Below are 19367 nucleotides of genomic sequence, written 5' to 3'. Positions count from 1 at the left end.
AGCCGTGATCTGGACTCCAGCACAGACCGAGGTTCGAGAAGGGATTTCATGACCCCCTACGACAGCCCCGCCGACTGGATCCGGAACGGGTTCGCGCACAAGGTCAAGTCGGCCGACGACATCATGCGCGCGATAGGCCGCGTGGGCACTCTGCAGGTGGGCAGGCGCTACGTGTGGCGAGGCGTGGCGAACTGTCAATGGCGGCTGCAGTCGTCGCTGCTCCGCGATCTGATCCTGAAGGGAACCCCTGGATCGCTCATCGCTGAGGACGACGTGCGCTTACGAGAGCTGGCTTTGATCAGAGCAGCACGGTCGTGGGGTATCTGCAAGGAACTCGGAGCAGCAGCAACGGATCTACAGGTGCTCGCGACCCTTCAGCATCACGGAGCGCCCACACGGCTCCTTGATGTCACTAGCAATCCCATGACCGCCCTGTGGTTCGCTTGCGAGAGAACCACATCGAGCCGGGACACTTCTGGTGCACTCATGGCGTTTGACGTCACCGGCCTCGACGTTCTCGCCACCGCGGCCCATGAACTGCCGGCAACCTGGGGGACGGTGAAAGATCCACTTGGTTGGCACCTGGAGAACGCACTCTCCATCTCCTACGAGAAGGCAGTCCCGTTCCTGGTCCGACCGTCGTATCCGGACCAGCGCATGGTCGCCCAGGAAGGACTCTTCCTGACAGGTGCCGTTCCAGATGGCCTGAACGCCCGAGGCATAGACGGCCTGCCACTCGACCAGGCGGACGCTCCAGGCTCCAAGGCCCTGAACGCCCTCTTCGCTCCCGAATCTCGCAAAGCGGGTCGGCCGAAGAAACTGCCCTTCGTCGTGCTGGTGATACCGGCCGCTCTCAAGCGGAAGTTGTTGCCACACCTCGAAAGCACCTACAACCGCAGCTACCGTCAGTTGTTCCCTGACATCGCCGGCTTCGTCACCGCTCTGCGGGCAGGCAACCTCAACCTTGATTCGCACTAGCCGCGAAGACACACCACTTTTCTGGTCGCACCACCGAGGCTCTCTGCAGAGCGCACCGCCTACTCCAAATGCGCAGGCTGACGCCCCAGGCCGCCCACCACGCCCCGTAGGAAGATGCGGTACAAGGAGACACCGTGAGCGGAACCGCCCATGCGATCGCAGCGACGGCGCTCCTCGTAGTGACCGCCGTACGCGTGTACGAGCTTCTACGAGCACTCCTCTGGATCGCGACCAAAGGCAACGACTACGCCTCCCGGCGCCGGGAGATGTCCCTGGCGAGCTTGGCCGATTTCGACCAGGTCACGGTCCTGTACGAGACCACCGGTGCGCTGTTTCGCTCGTTCGGAGTGCGTCTCGGCCGGCTTCGTCGCACACTTGCCCGGACAAGTCCCGGCTGGCGGCGACACGCTCTGACCGGGTGGTGGCGATTGATCCGATCCACCTGGCCGTACTACGCCTTCGTAGGACTTGTCGGCGGCACAACGGTTTTCTCCGCCTCTGTGGTCGACGTGCGCGAGCTGGGACTCTGGGGACGAAGCGCACACTTCGCGATTGTCCTGCTTTTGCTGATCGGCTCAGTGTCGATCGCGACAGAGCTCGTCCTGTGCCATCTGATCATGGGTTCGTGGACGGCCTACTACAACCCTGCCCTAGCCCTCCAGAACAACCGCACTGCGGAGATCACCTTCTTCGTCGGTGCGGTCATCGTCGCCTACTCAACCGGCGTCCTCGCGACGTTCTGCAGCACCATCCTCTTCGATCCGTTCGAGCGCATTGACCGGTCGAACCCTTGGACTGCGTTGGGCGATTCCTGTTACTACGTCTGGACCGCACTGACTGGAAACGGCGACGCGGGACCAACACGATGGCCAGGCAAGATCGTGACCGCGGGTGTCTACGTCCACCACGCGGCCTTCGTCTTCATGGCTCTCACGATCATCGGCGGTGTGGTGCTGGGACAGCGGGAACGCATCGCTACCGACCGTCCTCAGGACGCCACGATCGTCGAGAGCCCGAATGAACCTGCTCGCAAGCGTCCCGCTGAAGACAGGACCTGGATTGCGGCTGTCATCGCGGCGGTCGCGCTCGGCGCGACCCTGGCCGTCAAACGCGCCCTCGCGGCCAGCAGGAGCCGAAGCAGACGACGATGAAGGCCTGCCTTCCGGCGGCGAAGCACTGAACTCCTGTCTACGTCGGTCCCGCACCGCGCGGCTCGCAGCTTGAGCCCAAGACACCTGTTAGGGATCGACAACTGCGCGGCGCTCTGCCTCGACCACCGCGCCCGCGCGATTGTCGGCTCCGAGCTTGCGGTGGAGACGGACCAGGTGCGTCTCCACCGTGGTTTCGGCGAGGAAGAGCGACGAGGCGATCGCCCGGTTGCTCAGGCCCTGCGCTACGAACCGGATCACCTCGACCCCGCGGCCGGACATCGTCGGCTCCGGCGTGGTGAGCTGGCTGACCACCTGAGCGGCCATCTCGGAGGCGAGTCCGACTCCGCCCGCGGTCAGGCCCCGCGACGTGGCACCGACGGAGGTGGAGACCGCGGTCTGCGCGGCGGCCGCGCGGGGACGCTGGAAGACATTGCCGGCACGGGTCGACGCCACGGCGGGCTGCGGATGCGCTGCATCACTACCGGAACCGAACAACGCGTGACCCTCCACCGAGGCGCTACCGGTGAACCGGACGCGTCCGCCCGCACAAGGCCACCGTCGGCGTTCACGTCACGAGCCCCGCTCACCACGATGTGTCCGGCGCGTCCCTGGAACAGGTGCAGCTTCGTGCGAGGTCTTCATGATCGGTCACTCCCAGAAGCCCCTCACGGTCGAGATCAGTCGCGGCTGCTCCCTTAGCCACCACGCCAGTCGGCACGGCGACCGGAATCATTAGCACGAGAACGGATTGCGCGGAAGATTCACCCGAGTCGTGGCAGTAGAACGTCGCGGTCAGCCCGCTACGCTGCGCCGCAATCGGATTTCGTGGTGGCATTGAGGGTGCTGTGCTGGATCAGGTGCGCTGGTCGGTGTTGCTCTCTTCGTTCACCTCGACCGGAAGCGGTGTCCTGTCCTCGATGGCGTGGCTCAGCGTCTGGACGTCGTTCGCGACCAGTGAGCCACCATGCGCACGATGTCGCGGGCTTCGCCGCTCTTGAGGATCGCCGCGATACCGGCGCGGTCGGGCTTGAAGTCACCCATAGGGCGTCACCTCCCGTGCGAACGTCATCAGCCTTGGTTCGGCCGGAGGCTGGGAGGCGGGGGCAGGCGCAGCGCAGCGACTCCAGGAAGTCCAGCGCGTACCGTCGCGTGTCCGGTCCGCTCGCAGCGTCGAGCAGCCCGAGCAGCTTCAGCGACGAGTCGTGCCGCACGTGTGCGAAATACCGCACCAGGTTCGGCACCCACGGACCGCAGGGCTGGAAGATCTCCTCATCGAAAGTGCTGTCCACGATCTGTGACTGGCCGTCTGATCCCTCGCGAACATCCCAGCGGGGAACACCGTTGACGAGACGGCGGAACTCGATCACGAGCGCCTCGTAGCGCTCACGTTCCTGCGGAGTCATTGCTTTAGCCACGACCGCACACGCGTTCGAATTTCACCCTATCGGTCGTCTGCAGTGGCGCTCGGAATCGATTCTGACGGCCGCCAGAAAGATCATTTGACACTTCTGGCCAGTTATGGACTATATGGAAGTGGTGCCTCTTTAACTTTTGGTGCCCCTGGCCGCCGCCGCTGTCGTGGCGAGCGTTCCTGTGTGGATCTTGGTGGCTGCTCCTTGGGGCGCGAAGCCGAGCGAGCGCCCGGCCATCATCCGTGCGTTGACCGATTTCGTCCGTGCGAACCGGCGCGGTCTACCTACCCGTCAACGTGGGTCAGAGTCGCCTCGAAATGAACTCGACCCAGCCGGGCTCCCAGTGTTCAGGGGCGCCCTCGACCTGGTAGACGCGGCCGTCGTACTCGACGCGCTCGCGCGCGTGGATCGGGTCGAGGGTGAACGCCCACCACGTGCCGGTGACGGCCTGGCGGCCGGGCTCGGCGGTAGTGGCGCTGGTGCGGGTTGCAGCATCCCGTCCACGACGCGGCGGCAGGCCGCTGGCCGTAGTCGAGCAGGGGAACCGGGTTGTCGTACTCGTCGGGTGTTCAGCCGGGGTGACGATCGTCAGGCGGTGCGGAAGACGCAGGCGGCGGCACCGCGGACTTCCCCTTTTCACCTACCGACCTCCAGCCGGCGCAACGCGTCAGCGAGTCGCTGCCTGCGGACGCGTTCCGCCCGCGACGCGATCCACAGGCAGAGCAGGCCGAGCGGCAGCTCGACGAACAGCGCCTGGGCCCAGGCGAGCGGGCGGTCGCGGCGCGGGCTGGACATCGTGTCGAACCAGGCGTCCACGAACAGCAACGCGCCGGTCACCGCGGCGGGCAGTTGCACGTGGTCGCGCCGCCGCAGGGCCAGCCAGCCGGTGACAACCAGCATTGTCGCGAGCGCGATGTCGAAGACCACCCAGGAGAGCGTGTACTGGCGAAGCGAGGTGGTCAGGAACGCGCCGCAGCGCAGCTTGGTGTCCGGGCAGCGGGTGGGCACGTTCAGGAAGTCGTTGAACAGCACACCTGCCCAGATCAGCGTGATCACGCCGGCGGCCAGGTAGAACGGGCCTGCCCAGCGCGGCAGCCCAGCGCGTTTCGTCGTGCCCTCCACTCCGCCAAGCCTAGTGAAGCTGATCATCTCCCGCTGTCCGGGCAAGAGCTCGGCCGCGACGACTCAGGTCGCTGCAGCTGGTCTGCCGTCAGACGGGAAAACGCCGAACGACTGCGCGGCGGTACCGCTGCAGACCCAGATCTGCAACGCGCCCCCCTGCGGACAACCTCTCGGTCGGTCGAGGCAGTTGTTGCTCGTGCCGGCGATCCGCGACTTGAGGCTCACGAAGTCGAGCGGGTTCTGGCGCGCCTGGAACCGCTGGTTGCTGATGCCCACCCACGGCCACTGGACGACCGACCCGGGAGACGTTTCATTGAGACCGGGCGGATGCGATGTGGCGTTTGCGTCGATGTCCGCAACTGCCGATGAGCAGATGTTGCTGGCGTTGCCGGGTAGCACATGGAGTCGCGCGTTTAGTGTGTGACAGCAAGGCCATTCAGCTGTCTCTGGCAGTTTCCAAGTTCCAGCGGACAGCCTTGGTCGTGGGGTGATCGGGACCTAGCACCCGCTCGCAGTCAGCGAGATTCGCCTTGTACAGCGTGATCGCACGGCCCAGATCACCCGCCGACTCATAGGCGTGAGCCAGGTTGCTCCGCGAATTCTGCGTGCCCGGGTGGTCTGGGCCGTGGAGGCGTTCTTGGATGCTGGTGGCGCGAGTGTGATGGGCGATGGTAGTGCCGATCTCGCCCTGCTCCTCCAGGTAGCGGCCGAGTGCGTCGAGCACCTGGCCGGTCTGCGGGGAATCGGTGTCGGGGGTGGTGTGATCGAGCAGGGCACGTGCGTGGGGCAGTACCTGCCGGTTCAACAGCCGACTCACTCAGGAAGTCGCAGCCTTGATCGCGTCGCTGAGTAATTTTCTGTCGTTTTTGGAATGAGCTAAGCGAACCAGAAGACCGGAGTGCTCCTTATCAAAGGACACAGCCAAGTCAACCAACTGAGGAACACTACCTGCTGGGGCATACAACCACAAACCACGCTTGACCACACCAATACTACTAGTTCGCGTCAAAGGGGTAGGCAAAGTATGCTCAAGGAATTCCAACAGCTTCTCAAACGAGTTCAAAACATCTGCGACAGCAAAGAGCGCGCCCCTCGGTGCACTTGCAAGCATTTTCAGAAGTTCAGTTATCCGCTCGCTACCCTGCTCAGCCCTGGTTGCGAGTTCATGAAGCAGCAAGTCACTCGTCATCGTTCCATCAACGATCTGCCGACCCACAACCTCGGGAGATTCCACCTTCTTCGCACGAGGCGCACGCACAAGAAGGACCCCGATCGCGACCATCGAAACCATCGCAATGGAGCCATCTACACCAATTTCCGTTTCCCCAGGGATCGGAAGATCATACGTAAGCGACGCAATAACTGCACCAGGTATCCCAATGGCAATCCATCGCCTGGGCGAACGCAGATGACTGGTCATCCTTACCAGCATGCGCTTCAGCTGCGTCAATTCAGATCGATACGCTGGCAGCTCGAGAAATATTTGCTGCGGAAGCAGCCATCCACGCTGACGAAACGGATCGTGAACCACCTGGGCAAGCATGGCAACCGGCCAACTGAAGAGCCAAAGCAGCAGTGGACCAATCAGAGCAGACGCAAAATCCCTTGATAAGATATCATTCAGCATGCTAAAGAACGCGATCAGCGATAGATAGGCCGCAGCCACCACTCCAATGAAAGCAGACCAGAATACTGTCTTCGCAGCCCAGACACTCAGATCTTGAGGGCCTGACCGGACTTTCCACGCCAAGAACGCCAAGAACAGCGACAGCGTCACGAAAACGGCACCAACAGCGAGACCCACACCACTGTACCCGAGGATGAACAACGCCATAGACCCAACAGCAGAAACAGCAACGTTCGTTGCAATAACTCCTCGCATCATCGCCAGCAGCAGCGCAGGTTCCCCAAATCTCCTCCGCTTCGGAAAGAACTGCCCTCCCGTCCAGGCGAGCAGTGCACCGATAAGCATAAGCACCCGATCCTGCAGCGTCAATCGATCATCATCGGCTGGCGATTGCCTAATGTGCAGGGCAATCAGGGACATCGTTCTGATGTCAAATATTCCCAGTGCCACTGCTTGCCGATATAGGTCCAGCACGCGGCCAGGCGACGCGAGTCCTAGAAGGACCAACGTGCGTTCGCGATCCGTTCTGGATCCACCGAACATTCCCAGCCACACGAGGTGATCAATCACGTGCTGCAGGCGCGAGCTCAGCTTGATGGGCAGGATTTCGTCAAGAGCGACACAGAGCACGCCGAAGACGTGAGACAGCGTCGGGGGCCAGGTGAACTTGAACGCCGGCGGCAACGTGGTGTCCAGGATCTCCGGCACATCGACGTTGGCGTTCACCCACTCCTCAACGAGTTTGAGGAGACGCTCAAGAAACCCTTCACCGCCGCACCGCAGTGCGTCCAGCAGAACTGCGCGGTTGAGGTCTCCCTGGCACAGCTGCGTCAGGGAGACCTCATCGGCGGACCGCGCAAGATGAGACGCGGCCAGGTGGACATGAAGAGCTTCGTATCGGAACGAGAAGGAGCCGCACTCCACGCGTCCGAGTCCCGCGCGCAGAAGTGGTTCCATCTCTCGGTCCAGCACAGGCTCGGACGCGTTGAAGAGCAGCCTGAATGCCACGTCTTCCGCCTGAGCACGCATGGCCTTGGTCGACTCACCCAGCGAGTTGTGCCGAAAGGACTGTGCAACAAAGGAATCGAGCACAGCTGCGAGCGGCTTGGTCGGCGCACCGAACTGCATGATCATCGCAGGGCTTGCAGCGATCTCCTGCGGCATGCCTTCGGGAACGTCCACTATGTCCTGCATGTGCAGCAGTTCCCGGACTCGCTGAGGAGTGGGCTCACACGGCGTGCAGACCGGCTGGGCGTCGGGGAAACGGCGGCGCACTGCGATCACCGCGCGATCGCGGTCCCGATGGCGCATGAAGTTGCGCACCGCTTCGAAGTACTCGGTCTCTTGTTCTCGCGTCAGCTCGCCGTCGAGGTCGAACGCGAAGAACCAGCTCGGGCCGAGCCGTCCGTTGAGGTAGTCGAGCAGTCGGCTGCCCAGCTCGCGGTTGTCCTGGCGAACCGCCTCGCTCAACTGCTCCGCGATCGTGTCCTGAGTGATCTTCCCTTCGATGGCCTTCAGCATGCGCACCGATACGTAAACAGCGAGTTCTCTCGGCCTGCGGTGTTGCTTGGCACGGCGGCAAATCGAGATGATGTGGCTGCGCAGCTCAACACTCTTACCGCTGCCGCTCGGGCCGGCCAGCACCGCCACGGCCGCGGTCGGAAGACGAACAGCGCCAAGGTCTCGTGCCCGGCTGGTCGTTGTCGATCCCGACCAAGCGACTTCGTAGGACACCTTGAGCCCGAGGGCAACGCGGTTCGAACGCGCGAGCCGGTCGTCCGGGTCGCAGCCCTGTACGAACGCTTCGACGGCACTCGCCAGTTCCCTGAAAGCGCTTCGATCGACCGACGGAGTCAGTACAGCGGTGAGGATTCCGGCCGCGACAAGCAAGATGCTGGCAACCGCGACGGTGCCAAGAGCACGCCCTTCTCCTTCGATCGGCGACAGGCCGGTACGCTGGAGCGCGTAGAGCGCCACGACAAGGGCGAACGAGCTGACGATCGCGACCGACCACCCGACCACCGGGCGAAATGACCTGGTATCACTGCGCCCCTTAACGAATTCCGTCAGAAACGCGAGAAGCGCGACCAGCGCAGCCACTCCAGACACTCCGTCAGCGGCCGGGGCAAGCCCCTCAAATAGAGCAGAAAACCCGTCCAACATGCGCCACCTCAACCCGTCGCTTCGGTTGACTTCGTTGAACCGCCCGAGATCGTTACGACCGCAATGCCAAGCGGAATCGAATACAACAGGGCGCTGGGGCACCGCTTTGACATCAGCTTGTCAACGCCCGAAGCTGACCAACCAACTCACTCAAACCGTCCGGTCGATGCGGTCGGCGCAGTGATGCCAGCCTGGCTTTCGCAGACCTTGCAGCCACGCCGAGGCCGTGACGGCAGGCTTCCGTCGACACGGCATGAAATACAGGAGAGGTCGGCAACGATGCTCTCGTTGAACCGGATGTCGATGTTGGGTGGGTGCGGTGCCGTCGGTCGTGTGCGTGCACGGAATCGGTCAGCAGGTATTGGGCGAAGAGTCGCTGCTGGCTTCCTGGGGACCAGCACTGCGCGACGACCTAGGCGGCACGCTGATGCCTCGACCGCGGCAGGCGGTGGACCGTCCAGTACCGCGAGCCCTGACATCGCGATGGCGTTCTACGGGAACGTCTTCCGCCCAGGTGGATCGTTCCTCGCGGTGGGCGATCCCGTACCGGGACCACGCGATGCGAGACAGAACGAACCGCTCGCGGAGCCTGCCGGTCTGGCGCGGGTTCACCGCGAACCCCCGGTACCCCGCCGCGATGAGGCCTGTCACCCACGATCCGTCTCGATCGCGATCCGCACCTGCTCCGATGCCACACCGTCGGAGTGGTCGGCGATCAGCGCGTGCAAGCGCGTGATCCCTTCATCCCGTCCGGTAGCCGGAGTGCGACCAGTGTGCGGCCGGTCGCGTCCATGATCTCGATGTCGTGATGACCTTCAGCCCAGTCATCACAGACGAACAACACCTCACACACCTCGGCAGCACTCGGGTCAGCGGGAGAACGCCAGCAGTCAATGGTCCTGTGCTCACACCAGCGCCACGGCGGGCACGACATCCCTTCAGCGGCCGCTCATCCCCAGCCGCCAGCAAGCGCACACGCCTCGGGAAGGACTCACCCACTCCGCAATAGCCAAGTGCTCACCCACCAGCAGCCGTCGTCGCACATCCTGCCGCTCCAGCCGCAGCCATCACCAAGTCAGACTCGACCTGCATGGAAGGCAGTCTGCCTCGGCTCCGATGCTCGGCGAACCACCTCCGCTGTCACCTAACGGCGCGGCAGACCCCATGTAGACTCTGGCGGGCCGCGGGACGTCCAGGTACAGCAGGTGGTCGGCTTGAGCGACTAGACCAGGGCTGCTGCCCTGCTCCATCGCTCCACGAACTCCCGGCCAGCCGCGGTCAAGTCATACCGTTGCAGCACCGGGACATCGAACTCAAAGAAGCCGTCTGGCGTGGCCCGGCTCTGATAGGTCTCCGCCTCCACCAGGTACCCGTCCTGGACGAGGTACATCACGAGCAAGTTGGAAGCACCAGGTAGATAGACCTCGTTGACTTCAGGCTTCATCGCGAAGTGAGTCAGCACACGACGCTCAACATCGCCATACCGACTGTTGAGCAGCCCAAGGTTGGCCTTGTACTGCCTCATCGCCGGCTGATCGATCTCATCACGGTCGTAGCGAGTGTGGCAGGTAGGGCAAAGCGCAATGAGGTTGTCGAAGCTGTGCTCCCGGACCTTGGCCCACGGAACAATATGCGCCCGATCGGGCTCCCGCCGCGTCCGCGCTGGACGAGTCCGCATCTTCGGCCGTTACGTGGCAATCCTGAACGCGGCACGCGTCGGCAAGGGCTTCACCGTGTTCGCCCGCGTCGAGCTCACCAGCCAGGACGGTGAGACCATCGACCATTTCACCGAGCAGATCCTGCTGCTCCCCGACGTCGTCTCGTGTCACCTCATGGTCAGCGAGACGGACTTCCCCTGCGTACCGTCGCCGCCAACCTTCAGCCCTACCGGCTGTTCCAGGTCAAGCGCCTCACCAGGATCAAAGGCGTGACGACCGTGAAGACCGAGATCCCGATGCAGACGATCAAGCTCACCACCGAACTGCCGCTGTGAGCGTCAAGCCGGCTCCACCAGGCCAGTCCCGCGGATATGGCACACGCAGCGCACCCGCCTCAACCGAGGTGTGATCAGCCGCCGCGACAAGACGACCGTCGCGCACGACGACAGCACCGCTGCCCCGCATGCCCATCGACGTCACCTCCGCGCGGCCGTGGGCGGCGAGCTCGACAACAGCCGTGGGCACTGTGCGGGTTCGAAGACCGTCGGCAGCTCGACTACTTGCATGAAGCGGAAGCGAGTGCCACTTGTTGGTGGGCGTCGGCAAACCCTTGACTGCGGTCAAGCGCCCTACCAGTACGCCTCGGAGCACTACGTCATCTGGTGGATCTCAGCTGATGTGCCGAGCTCTCTGCAACAGCAGGTTCAACGTCGTCCGCAAAGTCGTTCCAGACTGCCCTCGCTCGGGCAAGAAGCTTGGTCACCCTTGCTGAACTGCAACGCACGGCTTGCCGCACCTGGGCGGCTAGGTTATTTTTCGTGCCGAACGCTGTTGCGGGGCAATGTTCTTGTCCCACCCTAGGCAGTGAGACGATTTTTCGCGCCGAACCCTATAGCGGAGAAATTTTTTCGCCTCACTTCGGTAGACGAGCAGGTTTTCCTGCAAAAAACAAATCTTCCCGGTTTGCCTGCCTAGCCCAGCAGTTTCTTCTGTCGCGCCTAAATGGTTCAGGAATTATTCCCGCTCAAGCTGGACGACTGAAGTGGAATTTTGAGCTTTTTGTCAGGCGGTCGAGACGCTCTGCCTGCGAATACATCTTGAAACGTATTCGCGTAGGCCATGAAGCGAGGGGCGCGCCACCCGGTTGGGGTTATACCAATCGCGTCCTAGAATCTGATCGTGCGTCAGCGGCCGTTGACTCACGCCGAGGTTGATCACATCCCGGACCGGCATGCCTGCGACACGTGGGTAGGCATACCGCCTGCCCTCTTGTTGCGACAGAAGGGTTCTAGGGTTGACTCGCCCTCGAAAGCGACGCGATGTGCGTCGTGACAAGAAACGACGCGAGGTGCGTCGTGCAAGAGATCCGAGGCGCAGGTCACGGGCTAGATGGAGCGGACACTCCATCGTAATCGCCTACACGACCTGCGCCGTCGGGTTGGCGGGTGCGGCTATCGAGTTACTGAAGTGGCTCTCCGGTAGCTGACCCAGTAGATGAGTGCGGGGCGGCGTGTTTTCAGCGCCGCGCCGCACTCAGCCGCGTGGAACTCTACACCGATGTAAACAGCTCTGTTGACATCTGCACCGGTGCAGCATCATGCCTAAAAATGGAAGCTCACAGCTCAGAGGCTTGCTGGGATCCCTCGACGACGAACTGATTGCACAGCCCGCACCACAGCTCAGGGACGTTCCTGCCCTCGGCGAAGGTGATCAGACCATCGATGCGCCGCGCAAGATATACACCATGCACCGCCCTCTCGCGCCAGACTGGCACAACCGCCGCGATGATCACCGTCACCGCCCGCGACACGTCTCGCAATGCGCCCGTTTGCGAGCCCGGGGAGGACCCGAGAAGCCTGACCTGCGACGACACAGACTGGCACCGGGCAGCACGTGATGCTTCGAGATCCTGCACCTGAAGTGCAGAAACTGCACCCGCCGACATCAGCCGACACCTCCACCAGGGTCCACCCGAGGACTCTTAATCAGCGGGTTGCGATGACCGCATGCCCCGCAGCCGCGACATCTAGGGACTTGCGGATGATGCATGGCTAGACAGCCGATCTCAGCATCTCCGATCGCAACCCCAAGATCAAAGCAAGGTCTGCGACCAGCTAATGTTCATGATCGAACTGCGTGATCCAAAAGGGACCCACAGGGGCCCCATGATCAGAATCTTCGTCGATTAGGACGCGTTGCCGCAGGTCACGCTGCTGCCGGGCGTGGCGCCGAATCATGTGCGACATGATCCCCAACGCGGAGCACTGGCGGGTGTCGGTGTGGGAGGCGCAGGAACTCCAGCACTCGATCATGGGCTATCTGCCTGGGTACGCCACGCCGCGGATCGTGTGCGACGTGCCGTACGTCGGGAAGCGCTGGGTGCACCAGTTGGAGGAGTACGACCGCGAGCTCGGGATCTCCTACTGGACCAAGAACTACCGGACTGGGATCGAGCTGGAGGACCCGGAGGCGTTGAACCGCCGCTACCCGTACTACGACCCGATCTCGACGCTGGGTGAGACCGGGCAGAAGTGGTGGACCGAGCAGGCCTGACAGGACGGGCCGTCTTCGGGGCGTCTCCCGAAGGCGGCCCAGCCGTCGTGGTCGCCCAAGACGAAGTGTCAGCTGGATCCCGCGCGGGTACAGACTGCAGCGGGAGCGAATCCGGCGCGTGTCTGTGGGTCGAGGGGGCAGCATGCACGACGAGGTCGAGGTCATCACCGCCGAGGGTGTGGTGATCGCCGCTGTTCACGGTGATGTCGACCACGACACCTTCCGCGAGATCCGGGACGCGCTGTTCACCTGCACCGCCGGCGGGGCCGCCGCGGTGGTGGTCGATCTCGACCAGGTGGGGTTCTTCGGTTCGATCGGCATCGCCGTGTTGCTAGAGACGCGGCAACACGCCGACCAGCTGGGCATCGGATTCGCCGTTGTGGCAGGGCGGCGAACGGTGGCACGGCCCATCCGGTTGACCGACACCCAGGACCTGTTGCGGGTGCAGCGCACCCGTGACGAGGCGCTGGCCGCGGTACGTCGTCAGCCTCGCTTCACCGGGTTCCTGGACGAGCCGAGCGATACCGGGGTCGAGCGGTCCTGGCCGTGAGGACGCCTCACCTCGATGACGCGAGGGCGTCGGTGACCTGTCCGCAGAGCGCGCGCAGCTGCCGTTCCTCGGCGGGCGTCAGGCCCACCTGGCAGAGCATCTTCTCCGGCACCTCGTTCGCTTCCGACTGGAGGCGCCGGCCCTCCTCGGTGACGGTCAGGACCAGGCGGCGCTCGTCGTCGTCCGCCCTCCTGCGGGCGAGCAATCCCTTGGCCTCCAACCGCTTCACCACCGGGGTCAGGGTCGGCGGGTCGAGCAGGGTGCGCTCGGCGAGGGTGCGCAGGTCCACGCCGTCCTGCTCCCACAACGTCATCATCACGACGTACTGCGTGTAGGTGAGGTCCAGCGGTTGCAGGAGCGGGCGGTAGGCACGGGTGATGGCGTTCACCGCGCTGTAGAGCGCGAAGCACGGCTGGTCCGGCATGCGGTGCACCTTCATGCCTCCAGTCTCACCCATGCCCTGCCCGTTCCTCAGCGCCAGTGGTCGTTCGCCGCGGCGATGGTCGCGTACTCCGTCGCGACGACCTGGGCGATGGCGATCAGGCTGTGGTGGTCCTCCGCGTAGGCCTGGCGCAGGCGTTGGCGGACGTCGGCGTCGGGCTGGGTCGCCTTGACGGTCAGCCTGGCGAGCTTGATGGCGAGCGCGCGTCCTTCGTCGGGGGTCGCGGTGATCAGGGTGTTGCCGGGCACGAGTTCCATCAATGTCCCTCCATTAGTTCGCGCGCTAAATATTAGCGCGCGAACCGCCTGCGTCAAGGAGGGTCGCTTCACACCGGAAGCGTGGTCATTTTTCGCGGTACAGCACCAGATGCTCGTGGTGCAGCACGCCGTCGCGGATGTCACCGGTGGCGGTGAACCCGGTGTCGTCGACGTAGTCGAGGTGCGCACCGGTCACCGAGTAGCTGCCGGTGTAGGCACTGGCACGGGTGCCCCGCGCCTCGTCGTACCGGCCGTCGGCACGCAGTTCCTGGCGGATGTGACCGTCCGCGGTGACCCACATGCCCACCACGTCGACGTTCTCCGGAGTCCGTTCGTCCATGCGATCGATCTTGCGAGCGCGCGGCCCCGGCAACCAGGCCGCGCTCTTCCCGGGTGCGGCACACCTCGTCACCGAGCGCGGACGACGTCCCCGGTCCGCGCGTAGGCGTGACTCGTCCGCACGAGTCCCCACACCAGCCCCAGCTCGTCGGCGTCGCGCGGCCCGAAGAGCATGACGAGCGTGGGGTGCGCGAGACCCAGTGCGACAACGGGATGCTGCTCCGCCCACCCCGCGGCGATCACCTCGTGCGCCACGTCCAGCGGCAGCGCGAGGTGGAGACTGCCGCTGCCGTCGCCGTGCAGGTGGGCGAACTCCGTGCCCACCAGGAAGGCGTCCTCAGGGCCCGTCGCGGCGTCCTCGTCGAGATGCAGTGCGCGCGACGACGGGAAGGAGATGCCGCTGGGACCCGTCGTGACACCCTCCAGCGCGGCCATCCGGCTCCACAGCTCGGCCTGGATCTCCGCCGGGGCGAACTGGTCGAGCTGCACGTGCGGGGTCCGCGGGGTCGTCGCCGGGGCGGGACCGCTGCGAGCGGGAACCGTCTCGGCCTGCTGCTGCGTCACGTCGTCTCCTGAGGTCGTCGGAAGTACGACGCGAACTTTAGTATCTTCAAGATACTAGTTACCAAGAAGATACTGGGAGACGCGCGTGGACGACCTCGCGGACCCGTGCCCGATCGCGCCCGTCGTGGAGCTGGTGTTCGGGCGCTGGACGTCGCACGTCCTGTGGACCCTCGACCACCACGGCCGGATGCGGTTCGGCGAACTGCGGCAGCACATCCCCGCCGTCACGCCCAAGGTGCTGACCCAGCGGCTGCGCCAGCTGGAGCGCGACGGGTTCGTCTCGCGCTCCTACCACCCCGAGATGCCGCCGCGCGTCGAGTACGAGAACACCCCGCTGGCGACCTCGTTGCGGCCGATCTTCGTCAGCATCGTCGAGTGGTCTGACACGCACCTCGACGACGTGCGCGAGTCCCGCCGGCGGTTCGGCGGCTGACCCGTCAGTTGTGCACCACCGGCTGGATTCCCAGCTCCGATGCCCAGCGCTCGACGACGTCCGCGGCGGCCGTCCGCACGGTGTTCGCCGAGACCCGCAAGCCGAGCTCCTTCGCCTGGGCGGTGCACGCCAGCGCCGCGTCCACGGCGGCGCCGAGCCGGTCCCCCGTGATCTTGTGGAACGGCAGGCGCACGCCGGCGCCGAGCTTCTCGACGCGCCACGCCCAGTAGGCCTGGTCGGCGAGCACTCCGGCGATGACGGACGGCAGGCCCGCGCGCAGGACGGACGCGGTCGTGCCCGAGCCGCCGTGGTGCACCGCGGCCCGGCAGCGCGGCAGCACCGCGTCGAAGTCGACGTTGTTCGCGAGGTACAGGTGGTCGGGCAGTTCGGCGCCGTCGGCACCGAAGTCGCTCCAGCCGGCGCAGATCAGTCCGCGCAGGCCGCGCTCTCGTGTCAGCTTGGCGATGTCGCGCAACATGGCCGCGGGGTCGCCCACCGGCGTTGAGCCGAAGCCGAAGAAGATCGGTGCGCTGCCTGCGTCCAGCCAGGAGTCCAGGGCGTCCGGCACGTTCTCGCCGAGGCGGGTCCGCAGGTCGGCGGACATCGCCTGCCAGCCAGCGATCTCGTGCCGCTGGTGCCATTCCGCCGGCCTCGACGCGACCTCGCCACTGAACATCGCCACCGACGGGATCAGCTCCACGCGCGGGGCGCGCTCGTACCTCTCGATGCCGAGCACGTCGCACATCTCGTTGATGATCGGCTTGTTCTCCTGCCAGAAGGCGGCGTCCAGCAGGCGCCAGGTGGCGAGGTTCAGCCGGCGCAGTCGCAGGTCGCGGACGGGCGAGAGGAAGCTCGCGTGGTTCTCCGCGTCGAGGACCGGGTACAGGCTGGACGTGCGGTGCGGCACGCCGAGCGCCTTCGCGACGCACTCGCCGCGGTACACGGTCGTGATCGTCGAGATCACCAGGTCGGCGCCTTGGGCCGCGGTGACGCACGAGTCGATGATCGACCGGTTCGCCTCGCGCTCCTCCTGGGTCATCGCCTTGAGGAACGCGAGGACCTTGCCTTGCGCCATGAGGTTCCGCGCCGACTCGGAGGTCAGGAGCGCGTTCATGTCCGGCTTCATCGGGACGACGTCGATGCCGGCACGGGCGACCCACGCCGCGAGGTTCTCGTTCACCGTCATCACCACCGAGTGGCCCCGGCGCCGCAGTTCGTCGCCGAGCACCACCATCGGCTGGATGTCTCCCCGCGAACCGTGCGCGAGAATCGCCACTCTCATTGGAACTCCCTAGCAGTGCTGGATCTTCGGCGTTCCGTCCACACAGGACGTGTCAGACGCGGTCGAGGTGGACGGGGAGACCGCCGGTCGGGACCGGGGTGTTCGACCAGTCCCACCGCATCCGGTAGCCCTCCGGCAGCCGCCACCGGTGGCGCAGCAGCAACTCGTGCAGGATCGTCTTGACTTCCAGGAAGCCCAGCACCATCCCGATGCACTTGTGCGCGCCGCCGCCGAAGGGCACGAACGCGAACCGGTGCGCCTGGTCCTCCCTGCGCGGTTCGGCGAACCGGTCGGGGTCGAACGCGTCGGGCTCGCGCCAGTACGCCGGGTCGTAGTGGTTGGCGGCGGGCATGACGATCGTGGTCGTGCCGGCCGGCAGGTGGTAGCCGGTGAGGTCGACGTCGCGGACCGTCCTGCGCACGAAGGTGGGCACGGGCGCGACGAGGCGCAGCGACTCCTTCACCACCAGGTCGAGCGTCGTCAACTGATCGAGGCCGTCGATGTCCGGCGCCGGCCCCAGGGCGACGGACTCGGCGCGGGCCCGTTCCTGCCACTCCGGATGGCGGGCCAGGTAGTACATCGCCGCCGTCGCCGTGGTGGCCGAGGTGTCGAGCGCGGCCACCATCAGGAAGATCATGTGGTCGACGATCTCGGTGTCGGTGAACCGCTGGCCGTCCTCGTCCTGCGCGGAGGCCAGCACCGAGAACAGGTCGCTGCCGTCGCTCGACCGTTTACCGGGCAGGGCAGCCGTGAAGTACTCCTCCAGCATCTTCCTGCCACGCGATCCCGCCTGCCACTTGCCGCCTGGCACGGAGAACCGCGCCAGTGCGGTGGTGCCGTCGACCGCGGCCCGGAATGCTTGCAGCACAGGCTCGTTCGTTTCGAGAGCGCTCGCCATGAACACCTGCGACCCGATGCCCATGGTGAGCCGGGCCATCGCCGGGTGGACGGTGAACCGGTCCGGCAGGTCGGCGAGTCCCGCACGGACGACCTGCCCCGCCACCCCCGCGTAGCCGGCGAGCCGGGGGCGGGTGAAGGCCTGCTGCATGATCCGCCGGTGCTGCAGGTGTTCCGCGTCGAGCATCAGCAGGCCGCGCTTGAAGAACGGGTCGAAGAACAGGTTCCACCCGGACTGCGAGAACGCCTTGTCCTTGTTGGTCAGCACGGCCTGGGTGGCGTCGGCGCCCCCGACCATCGCCATCTTCATGCCGAACGCCTTCATCCACGACACCGGCCCGTACCGCGTCACCCTGGCGCGTTCGAACCGCGGGCCGTACCGCATCCACTCAAGCCCCTGACCGACCAGGGGAAGCCCGGCGTCACCGGGCACGGCCCGCAGGCCCGAGCCCGGCGGCGGTTCGGCCAGGTGCTTGGTCCGCGCGGATCCGCCGCGCAATGCCCGCGACTCCAGCCAACCCGGCACCGGCACCGTGCTGATCGACAGGCGGCGCGTCTCCTGCTGGTGCGTCACGAGATCACTCGCAACGAACGGCCCACCTTCTCGAACGCAGCCAGCACGCGCTCCAGGTGCTCAAGTTTGTGCGCGGTGTTGAAACTGGTGCGGATGAGGCTCCGTCCGGCGGCCACGGCAGGGGGAATGGCCGGTGTGGCGAAGACCTTCTCCTCCCACAACCCGCGCCAGAACTGGAAAGCGGTGCTCTCGTCGCCGACCAGCACGGGGACGATCGGGCTGTTGGAGCCGAGCAGGTCGAAGCCCAGGCTCAGGAGGTTCTGGCGCATGAAGTCGACCTTCGACCACATCTGCTCGCGGTGCTCGGGCTCGGAGCGGATGATGCGCAACGCCGCGAGACTGGCGGCGATGTTCGGCGCGGGCAGAGCGGTGCTGAAGATGAACGGCCGTGAGGTGTGCCTGATGTAGTCGATGACATCGGTCGTGCCGGCCAGAAACCCGCCGACGGACGCCATGGCCTTCGAGAACGTGCCCGCCACGACGTCGACCTCGTCGGTCAGGTCGAAGTGCGCGTGCGACCCTTCGCCACGCGGCCCGAGCACACCGGTCGCGTGCGCGTCGTCGCACACCACCCGCGCGCCGTACCGCCTGGCGACCTCCACGACCTCGGGGATGGCGCCGATGTGGCCGGACATCGAGAAGATGCCCTCGGTGTAGACGACACGGCCACCCGACAGTCCTTCGTCCTCCTTGAGAAGGCGTTCGAGATCGGCGGCGTCGTTGTGCTGGAAGCGCCGCGGCTTGTTCGCCGCCATCCGCGAGCCGTCGATCATGCTCGCGTGGTTCTGGTCGTCGAAGTACACGATGTTGCGGCGTCCGCCCAGCGACGCGACGGCCGAGGCGGTCCCGAGGAAGCCGGCGCTGAAGATCAGCGCGGACTCCTTGCCGAGGAAGTCCGCCAGTTCGGCTTCCAGGGTCTCGTGGAGTTCGAGTGTTCCGGTGAGGAAGCGCGATCCCGAGGCGGACATGCCGAAGTCGTCCACGGCGGCACGCGCGGCCTCACGCACCCGTTCGTCCTGGGTCAGTCCCAGGTAGTCGTTGGAACCGGTGAGGACGTACTGCTCGCCGTCCACGACCACGGTGCCGCCGCCGTGCCGCGCCATGGCCTTGAAGTACGGGTACAGGCCCAGAGCACGTGCCTGGTCTGCGCGGCGCGGGGCCCGCAGATCGGCGAAAGCGTCCACAACGGGTTCACGAACGAGGCTTGAGGTGCCTCCGATGATGGCGGTGTCGCCCATGGTCGAACGCTCCTGGTTCGTTGCTCCGCTAGGAGTCCCGCACGACGAATGAAACAGACGCTATTGCAGGAAACGCCACGTTCCGCCCATTGCTCAGTAATCGCACAACCGAAAGGAGGCCGCTCAG

Annotated in this window: 19 protein-coding genes and 1 pseudogene; 6 read left to right on the top strand and 14 right to left on the bottom strand. The window is 65.1% G+C overall.

Going from position 1 to position 19367, the window contains the following annotated elements:
* Positions 1 to 48: 48 nt before the first annotated feature.
* Both ACFWN2_RS08750 and ACFWN2_RS08745 read left to right on the top strand, forming a co-directional pair.
* Complete coding sequence (locus ACFWN2_RS08750) at positions 49 to 978, top strand: FRG domain-containing protein (protein WP_382425951.1); 930 nt, start codon at positions 49 to 51, stop codon at positions 976 to 978.
* A 134-nt stretch (positions 979 to 1112) separates the two neighbouring features.
* Positions 1113 to 2129, top strand: a complete 1017-nt coding sequence (locus ACFWN2_RS08745; protein WP_382425950.1) for a hypothetical protein — start codon at positions 1113 to 1115, stop codon at positions 2127 to 2129.
* An 87-nt stretch (positions 2130 to 2216) separates the two neighbouring features.
* On the opposite strand, the gene ACFWN2_RS08740 is transcribed toward ACFWN2_RS08745, so the two are convergent.
* From ACFWN2_RS08740 to ACFWN2_RS08715, 6 genes are all read right to left on the bottom strand, one after another.
* The gene (locus ACFWN2_RS08740; protein WP_382425949.1) at positions 2217 to 2582 is read right to left on the bottom strand and encodes a LuxR C-terminal-related transcriptional regulator; all 366 of its coding nucleotides are present in this window, start codon (positions 2580 to 2582) and stop codon (positions 2217 to 2219) included.
* 1260 nt (positions 2583 to 3842) lie between these two features.
* Positions 3843 to 4181, bottom strand: a complete 339-nt coding sequence (locus ACFWN2_RS08735; RefSeq protein WP_382425948.1) for a hypothetical protein — start codon at positions 4179 to 4181, stop codon at positions 3843 to 3845.
* Positions 4178 to 4663, bottom strand: coding sequence for a hypothetical protein (locus tag ACFWN2_RS08730; RefSeq protein ID WP_382425946.1), 486 nt, complete (start codon positions 4661 to 4663; stop codon positions 4178 to 4180). The genes ACFWN2_RS08735 and ACFWN2_RS08730 overlap by 4 nt, the downstream gene beginning before the upstream one ends.
* Positions 4664 to 5099: 436 nt before the next feature.
* Complete coding sequence (locus ACFWN2_RS08725; RefSeq protein WP_382425945.1) at positions 5100 to 5480, bottom strand: tetratricopeptide repeat protein; 381 nt, start codon at positions 5478 to 5480, stop codon at positions 5100 to 5102.
* On the bottom strand, positions 5481 to 8390 hold the full coding sequence (locus ACFWN2_RS08720) for a hypothetical protein (RefSeq protein ID WP_382425943.1): 2910 nt from the start codon (positions 8388 to 8390) through the stop codon (positions 5481 to 5483).
* A gap of 1285 nt (positions 8391 to 9675) precedes the next feature.
* The gene (locus tag ACFWN2_RS08715; RefSeq protein WP_382425942.1) at positions 9676 to 10131 is read right to left on the bottom strand and encodes an HNH endonuclease signature motif containing protein; all 456 of its coding nucleotides are present in this window, start codon (positions 10129 to 10131) and stop codon (positions 9676 to 9678) included.
* A gap of 144 nt (positions 10132 to 10275) precedes the next feature.
* Between ACFWN2_RS08715 and ACFWN2_RS08710 the strand changes: the two genes are divergently transcribed.
* On the top strand, positions 10276 to 10446 hold the full coding sequence (locus ACFWN2_RS08710) for a hypothetical protein (RefSeq protein WP_382425941.1): 171 nt from the start codon (positions 10276 to 10278) through the stop codon (positions 10444 to 10446).
* A gap of 1280 nt (positions 10447 to 11726) precedes the next feature.
* Here the strand turns inward: ACFWN2_RS08710 and ACFWN2_RS08705 are convergent.
* On the bottom strand, positions 11727 to 12056 hold the full coding sequence (locus tag ACFWN2_RS08705; RefSeq protein WP_382425940.1) for a hypothetical protein: 330 nt from the start codon (positions 12054 to 12056) through the stop codon (positions 11727 to 11729).
* 290 nt (positions 12057 to 12346) lie between these two features.
* Here ACFWN2_RS08705 and ACFWN2_RS08700 point away from each other — a divergent pair.
* Both ACFWN2_RS08700 and ACFWN2_RS08695 read left to right on the top strand, forming a co-directional pair.
* Positions 12347 to 12664: pseudogene (locus ACFWN2_RS08700) on the top strand (lysine 2,3-aminomutase); the annotation flags it as partial.
* Between the two features lie 142 nt (positions 12665 to 12806).
* Positions 12807 to 13214: an STAS domain-containing protein gene (locus ACFWN2_RS08695; protein WP_382425938.1), complete on the top strand. Its 408-nt coding sequence runs from the start codon at positions 12807 to 12809 to the stop codon at positions 13212 to 13214.
* Between the two features lie 7 nt (positions 13215 to 13221).
* Here ACFWN2_RS08695 and ACFWN2_RS08690 read toward each other — a convergent pair whose 3' ends face one another.
* The 4 genes from ACFWN2_RS08690 to ACFWN2_RS08675 all read right to left on the bottom strand — a co-directional run bounded on the left by ACFWN2_RS08690 (position 13222) and on the right by ACFWN2_RS08675 (position 14816).
* Positions 13222 to 13671: a MarR family winged helix-turn-helix transcriptional regulator gene (locus tag ACFWN2_RS08690; protein WP_382425937.1), complete on the bottom strand. Its 450-nt coding sequence runs from the start codon at positions 13669 to 13671 to the stop codon at positions 13222 to 13224.
* A gap of 14 nt (positions 13672 to 13685) precedes the next feature.
* Positions 13686 to 13913, bottom strand: coding sequence for a hexameric tyrosine-coordinated heme protein (locus ACFWN2_RS08685; RefSeq protein ID WP_382425935.1), 228 nt, complete (start codon positions 13911 to 13913; stop codon positions 13686 to 13688).
* Between the two features lie 85 nt (positions 13914 to 13998).
* Complete coding sequence (locus ACFWN2_RS08680) at positions 13999 to 14253, bottom strand: Atu4866 domain-containing protein (protein ID WP_382425934.1); 255 nt, start codon at positions 14251 to 14253, stop codon at positions 13999 to 14001.
* 68 nt (positions 14254 to 14321) lie between these two features.
* Positions 14322 to 14816, bottom strand: coding sequence for a luciferase family protein (locus ACFWN2_RS08675; protein WP_382425933.1), 495 nt, complete (start codon positions 14814 to 14816; stop codon positions 14322 to 14324).
* Positions 14817 to 14901: 85 nt separating this feature from the next.
* Here ACFWN2_RS08675 and ACFWN2_RS08670 point away from each other — a divergent pair, with 85 nt between their 5' ends.
* Positions 14902 to 15249 carry a winged helix-turn-helix transcriptional regulator gene (locus tag ACFWN2_RS08670; RefSeq protein ID WP_382425932.1) on the top strand — a complete coding sequence of 116 codons (348 nt, stop codon included), beginning with the start codon at positions 14902 to 14904 and terminating at the stop codon, positions 15247 to 15249.
* 4 nt (positions 15250 to 15253) lie between these two features.
* Here ACFWN2_RS08670 and ACFWN2_RS08665 read toward each other — a convergent pair whose 3' ends face one another.
* Genes ACFWN2_RS08665 through ACFWN2_RS08655 form a run of 3 tightly spaced genes read right to left on the bottom strand, consistent with a single transcriptional unit; the run spans position 15254 to position 19240 of the window.
* On the bottom strand, positions 15254 to 16531 hold the full coding sequence (locus tag ACFWN2_RS08665) for a glycosyltransferase (protein ID WP_382425930.1): 1278 nt from the start codon (positions 16529 to 16531) through the stop codon (positions 15254 to 15256).
* A 52-nt stretch (positions 16532 to 16583) separates the two neighbouring features.
* Positions 16584 to 18002, bottom strand: coding sequence for a cytochrome P450 (locus ACFWN2_RS08660; protein ID WP_382425929.1), 1419 nt, complete (start codon positions 18000 to 18002; stop codon positions 16584 to 16586).
* Positions 17999 to 19240: an aminotransferase class I/II-fold pyridoxal phosphate-dependent enzyme gene (locus ACFWN2_RS08655; RefSeq protein ID WP_382425928.1), complete on the bottom strand. Its 1242-nt coding sequence runs from the start codon at positions 19238 to 19240 to the stop codon at positions 17999 to 18001. The genes ACFWN2_RS08660 and ACFWN2_RS08655 overlap by 4 nt, the downstream gene beginning before the upstream one ends.
* Between the last annotated feature and the right edge of the window lie 127 nt (positions 19241 to 19367).

The organism is Lentzea sp. NPDC058436, from assembly GCF_042721515.1.
Lineage (GTDB): Bacteria > Actinomycetota > Actinomycetes > Mycobacteriales > Pseudonocardiaceae > Lentzea.
Note: the sequence above shows the minus strand (reverse complement) of the source record. Positions and strands in the feature narration are given on the sequence as shown.

Coding starts and splice junctions, on each gene's coding strand:
- ACFWN2_RS08690 (WP_382425937.1), bottom strand. CDS start 13,671: ATGGGTGAGACTGGAGGCATGAAGGTGCACCGCATGCCGGACCAGCCG.
- ACFWN2_RS08715 (WP_382425942.1), bottom strand. CDS start 10,131: ATGCGGACTCGTCCAGCGCGGACGCGGCGGGAGCCCGATCGGGCGCAT.
- ACFWN2_RS08680 (WP_382425934.1), bottom strand. CDS start 14,253: ATGGACGAACGGACTCCGGAGAACGTCGACGTGGTGGGCATGTGGGTC.
- ACFWN2_RS08750 (WP_382425951.1), top strand. CDS start 49: ATGACCCCCTACGACAGCCCCGCCGACTGGATCCGGAACGGGTTCGCG.
- ACFWN2_RS08665 (WP_382425930.1), bottom strand. CDS start 16,531: ATGAGAGTGGCGATTCTCGCGCACGGTTCGCGGGGAGACATCCAGCCG.
- ACFWN2_RS08685 (WP_382425935.1), bottom strand. CDS start 13,913: ATGGAACTCGTGCCCGGCAACACCCTGATCACCGCGACCCCCGACGAA.
- ACFWN2_RS08655 (WP_382425928.1), bottom strand. CDS start 19,240: ATGGGCGACACCGCCATCATCGGAGGCACCTCAAGCCTCGTTCGTGAA.
- ACFWN2_RS08705 (WP_382425940.1), bottom strand. CDS start 12,056: ATGTCGGCGGGTGCAGTTTCTGCACTTCAGGTGCAGGATCTCGAAGCA.
- ACFWN2_RS08695 (WP_382425938.1), top strand. CDS start 12,807: ATGCACGACGAGGTCGAGGTCATCACCGCCGAGGGTGTGGTGATCGCC.